4 protein-coding genes are annotated in these 4,260 nt (G+C 46.2%); 1 reads left to right on the forward strand and 3 read right to left on the reverse strand.

Annotated features, from left to right (window positions below):
* Positions 1-13: 13 nt before the first annotated feature.
* Positions 14-355 carry a hypothetical protein gene (locus ACY69O_RS02805; RefSeq protein WP_462331949.1) on the reverse strand — a complete coding sequence of 114 codons (342 nt, stop codon included), beginning with the start codon at positions 353-355 and terminating at the stop codon, positions 14-16.
* A gap of 241 nt (positions 356-596) precedes the next feature.
* Between ACY69O_RS02805 and ACY69O_RS02810 the strand changes: the two genes are divergently transcribed.
* Positions 597-1,382, forward strand: coding sequence for a tRNA 2-thiocytidine biosynthesis TtcA family protein (locus ACY69O_RS02810; protein ID WP_462331950.1), 786 nt, complete (start codon positions 597-599; stop codon positions 1,380-1,382).
* 44 nt (positions 1,383-1,426) lie between these two features.
* Here ACY69O_RS02810 and ftsH read toward each other — a convergent pair whose 3' ends face one another.
* Positions 1,427-3,397: an ATP-dependent zinc metalloprotease FtsH gene (gene ftsH / locus ACY69O_RS02815; protein WP_462331951.1), complete on the reverse strand. Its 1,971-nt coding sequence runs from the start codon at positions 3,395-3,397 to the stop codon at positions 1,427-1,429.
* A gap of 214 nt (positions 3,398-3,611) precedes the next feature.
* On the reverse strand, positions 3,612-4,151 hold the full coding sequence (gene hpt / locus ACY69O_RS02820; RefSeq protein ID WP_462331952.1) for a hypoxanthine phosphoribosyltransferase: 540 nt from the start codon (positions 4,149-4,151) through the stop codon (positions 3,612-3,614).
* Positions 4,152-4,260 lie beyond the last annotated feature (109 nt).

The raw sequence follows: 4,260 nt of genomic DNA on the forward strand, positions 1-4,260 counted from the left end.
AACTTTCTGTCACTCAGAAGCAAATAAATAAGTTAGGTTTCCCACCCAGTATATTTTTATAAATTAATAATATAGTAGCATAAACAGCTAACATCTTAACTGAAAAAATAAAACTTTCTTTTAATTGATAGAATCTTCCAGCATCTTTATCTGCAATTCTCTGCGCCTCTTCATAAAGCTTTCCGAATCCAAACGCAAAGAAAAGAACAAATACCGTAAATGGCTGATAAGCCAACCATCCATATTCTTCAATAAATTCTTTATGCCTTGGAACTAAATCACTCACAAATATAAACCAGCCTACACAAAATCCCCATAAATTAAAAAGTTTTCTTTTAAGTTGCTTTTTCAACATCTTTACTCCCCTATATCATCTTAGACAATCATGTTAAGCTCCATCAGATTACGCTTAACATTCTACTATATGCGAAATGATAGTGAATCTTTCCCAAGTCCCTAATTTTATGTAACTTTCTTCCTGTTTGTTTTCATTATAATTCGATATACACAATAAATGATTACGTATATTTTGCCTTTGGCAAAATTTGAACCACACTGTATAATATAACCATTCGTTACTAAGGAAGTGCTTTACCGTGAAATTTGAACTGCCGCAGCTGTATTTCAGCAAGGTCATGCGTGCCATCGTGGAATTTGACCTGATTCAAAACGATGACCGCATTCTTATCGGGCTTTCCGGTGGAAAGGACAGTCTTCTTCTGACGTACGCTATGGCAATGATGCGCCAGCGTCTGAAGAAAAAATTTTCTCTGGGAGCTCTTACAATCAATCCAAAATTCAGTGATGATTTCGATACCGCGCGTCTCTCCGACTTCTGCCGTTCCCTCGATATTCCTTTCGAGGTGCAGGAGGTGGACATCAACGACATCATCAAAAATCACCCCGAAAAAAGCCCCTGCTACAGCTGCGCTTTTTTCAGAAGGGGCTCCATCAACCGCTATGCGGTGGAACACGGCTTCAATAAGATTGCCTATGCCCATCATCATGATGATGCAGTGGAAACGCTTCTGATGGGACTCTTTTATTCGGGACAGATTCAGACATTCACTCCTAAAACATTTCTTGACCGCACAGGTCTGACGGTAATACGCCCTCTCATTTATCTTCGTGAGTATGAAACACGCGAGGCAATAAAGTATCATGGCTGCCGGCCTGTTCCGTCCCCGTGCCCTCACGACGGAAATACGACGCGTCAGACGGTAAAGGAGCTGATTGCTTCACTGAGCAAAGATAATCCTATGCTTTATGACCATCTCGCTTCTGCAATGCGCAAAAACAATGTGGGTGAGCTGTGGCCCGCTTCAAAAACACGAAAAGAAATGGCTGACGTCTATAAAAGCTATATGTACCCGGACGCATAAAAAAAATTGCGATGCCAAAAACGGCATCGCAATTTTTATTTACATCAATGATCGTGCGTGATGTTAAGATTAAGCTCAGGCTCACCGGCTGCTTCCGGCAGCGGTGCTTTAATAGCGTCATCTTTTGTATCTTCCGCAGGAATCGGAGTTACAGGAGGTTCTTTGCCCTCTTTGTCGTCTCCGTCCGTTGCGTCATCTGACTTATCGGAAAGCTTTCCGGTCTTAACAAGCTCTTCAAGCTCTTTAGCATCAAGAGTTTCACGTTCAATCAATGCCTCGGCAATGAGATGGAGCTTGTCGATATTTTCCGTAAGGATTGTACGGCATTCCTCGTAAGCGTCCTCGATATATTTGCGGACTTCCTTATCAATCTCACATGCAACCTCTTCTGAGTAGTTGCGCTGGTTGTTGATATCGCGACCAAGGAATACCTGATGGTCATGTCCTTCGCCGAATGAAACAGGGCCGAGGACATCACTCATACCGTACTGCATAATCATCTTGCGTACGACCTGAGATGCGCGCTGAATATCGCTCTGTGCGCCGGTACTGATTTCCTTGAGTACAACCTCTTCAGAAACACGTCCTGCAAGCAGTGTTTTCAGCTCGTCCATCAGTTCGCTGCGCGTTTCGTAGGAACGGTCTTCCTTAGGAAGCATAAGCGTATAGCCGCCTGCGCGTCCGCGCGGAATGATTGTTACCTTATGAACAGGATCTGCATTCGGGAGCAGCATTCCCACAAGGGTATGGCCTGCTTCATGATATGCGGTAAGGCGTTTTTCCTTATCGGTCATGATGCGGGATTTTCTTTCAGGACCTGCCATGACACGCTCAATGGATTCCTCCATGGCATTCATTGCAATGGTTTTCTTGTCATGACGTGCGGAGAGCAGCGCTGCCTCGTTGACGAGGTTGCTGAGGTCTGCTCCTGTGAAGCCCGGCGTACGGCGTGCAAGAATATCAAGGTCAACGTCTTTATCAATAGGTTTCCCTTTTGTATGTACCTTGAGGATAGCGTGACGTCCACGGACATCAGGCTTGTCAACGACAATCTGACGATCAAAGCGGCCCGGGCGGAGAAGTGCCGGGTCAAGGATATCCGGGCGGTTCGTTGCCGCTATGATGATTATTCCTTCATTAGCCGCAAATCCGTCCATCTCAACGAGGAGCTGATTGAGTGTCTGCTCGCGTTCATCATGACCGCCTCCGACACCTGCGCCTCTCTGGCGGCCTACGGCATCAATCTCATCAATGAAAACGATACAGGGGGCATTTCTCTTTGCCTGTTCGAAAAGGTCACGGACACGGGAAGCACCGACACCGACGAACATTTCTACGAAGTCGGAGCCGCTGATTGAAAAGAACGGCACTCCTGCCTCACCCGCAACAGCACGGGCAAGCAGAGTCTTACCTGTACCCGGAGGGCCGAAAAGAAGTACGCCTTTAGGAATACGTGCTCCCAAATCGTTAAATTTCTTCGGCTGCTTGAGGAACTCGACAACTTCTTCAAGCTCCTGTTTTGCTTCGTCAGCGCCTGCCACGTCGCCAAAGGTAACCTTTACCTTATCCGCTCCGCTCATGCGGGCACGGCTCTTGCCGAACGACATGACACGTCCACCGCCGCCCTGTGTCTGCTGCATGATAAAGAACAGCACACCGACGAGCACCAGTACCGGAAGCATGGACGAAAGCATTGTCGCCCACCATGGCGGTTCAGGCGGATTCTTTGCACGGATGTCAACGTGCTTTTCATTGAGCTGCTGTACCAGCGTAACATCAATGTTCGGCACATTCGGCGTAATGGTTATGAAGTCTGTTCCATCAGTCATCACGCCTTCAATAATATTGTTGGTAATCGTAACCTTTGCTACGTTACCCTGATTGACCTGCTGCATGAAAGCAGTGTAGCCAATCTCCTGCTTGGCCGTTCCCTGTGTATTGAAGTAATTGATGATCATTACCGCAACACAGATGACCAGCACGTAAAATCCAACATTACGTATAAAACGGTTCAAACGAGTTCTGCCCCCTTATCCCGAAACAATGTTAAAGTGTGTAAGTGTAATTATAACGCATTAGTTCAAGTTTTTCCAACGGAAAAACTTCCTATGTCAGCGTTTCAACGAGGCGGAAAACATTTTCCGCCGAGTTATAACGCATTCGTTCAAGTTTTGCCACGCCCAAACAACGGATTCGGGTAGTATAATTTTCCTGTCTTGGGAAAATCCATCATACGTAAATTTCGCGTTTGAGGACGCCAATCAATGGAAGATTGCGATATCGCTCAGCATAGTCAAGTCCGTATCCTACGAGGAAAGCATCAGGAACCTCCCAGCCGAGGTAATCAATATTTACGTCTACTTCTCTTCTGGACGGCTTGGAAAGAAGCGCACAGAGGCGAAGGCTCGCCGGCTCACGCTTCATGAGCATCGGGAAAAGATTTTTCATCGTAATTCCCGAGTCAATGATATCCTCGCAGATGAGAACGTCCTTGCCTTTGATATCAGTTTCAAGATCCTTGCGGATTTTTACGACACCTGAAGAGCTGGTTCCGTCACCATAGCTGGAAACAACCATAAAATCCAGACGTGCAGGACATGTAATCGCACGCACGAGGTCCATTGTAAAAATCGCAGCACCCTTCAGTATTCCAACCACAACAAGGTCCTTGCCTTCATAATCCTGGCTGATGATCCGCCCCATAGCCTGAATTTTATTAGCAAGCTGCTCCTTTGTAAACATTACTCTTTCCAAATCTTCCATCATGATAGATTACAACTCCCTTTTCGATTAATTCCTCCGCCATTCCGGCATTTTATCATATATAAGTTTCATACGGACCGCTGCGCCCCCGATTTTCGGACGGGCTGTGTCCGAC

This window comes from Schwartzia sp. (in: firmicutes) (genome assembly GCF_978017985.1).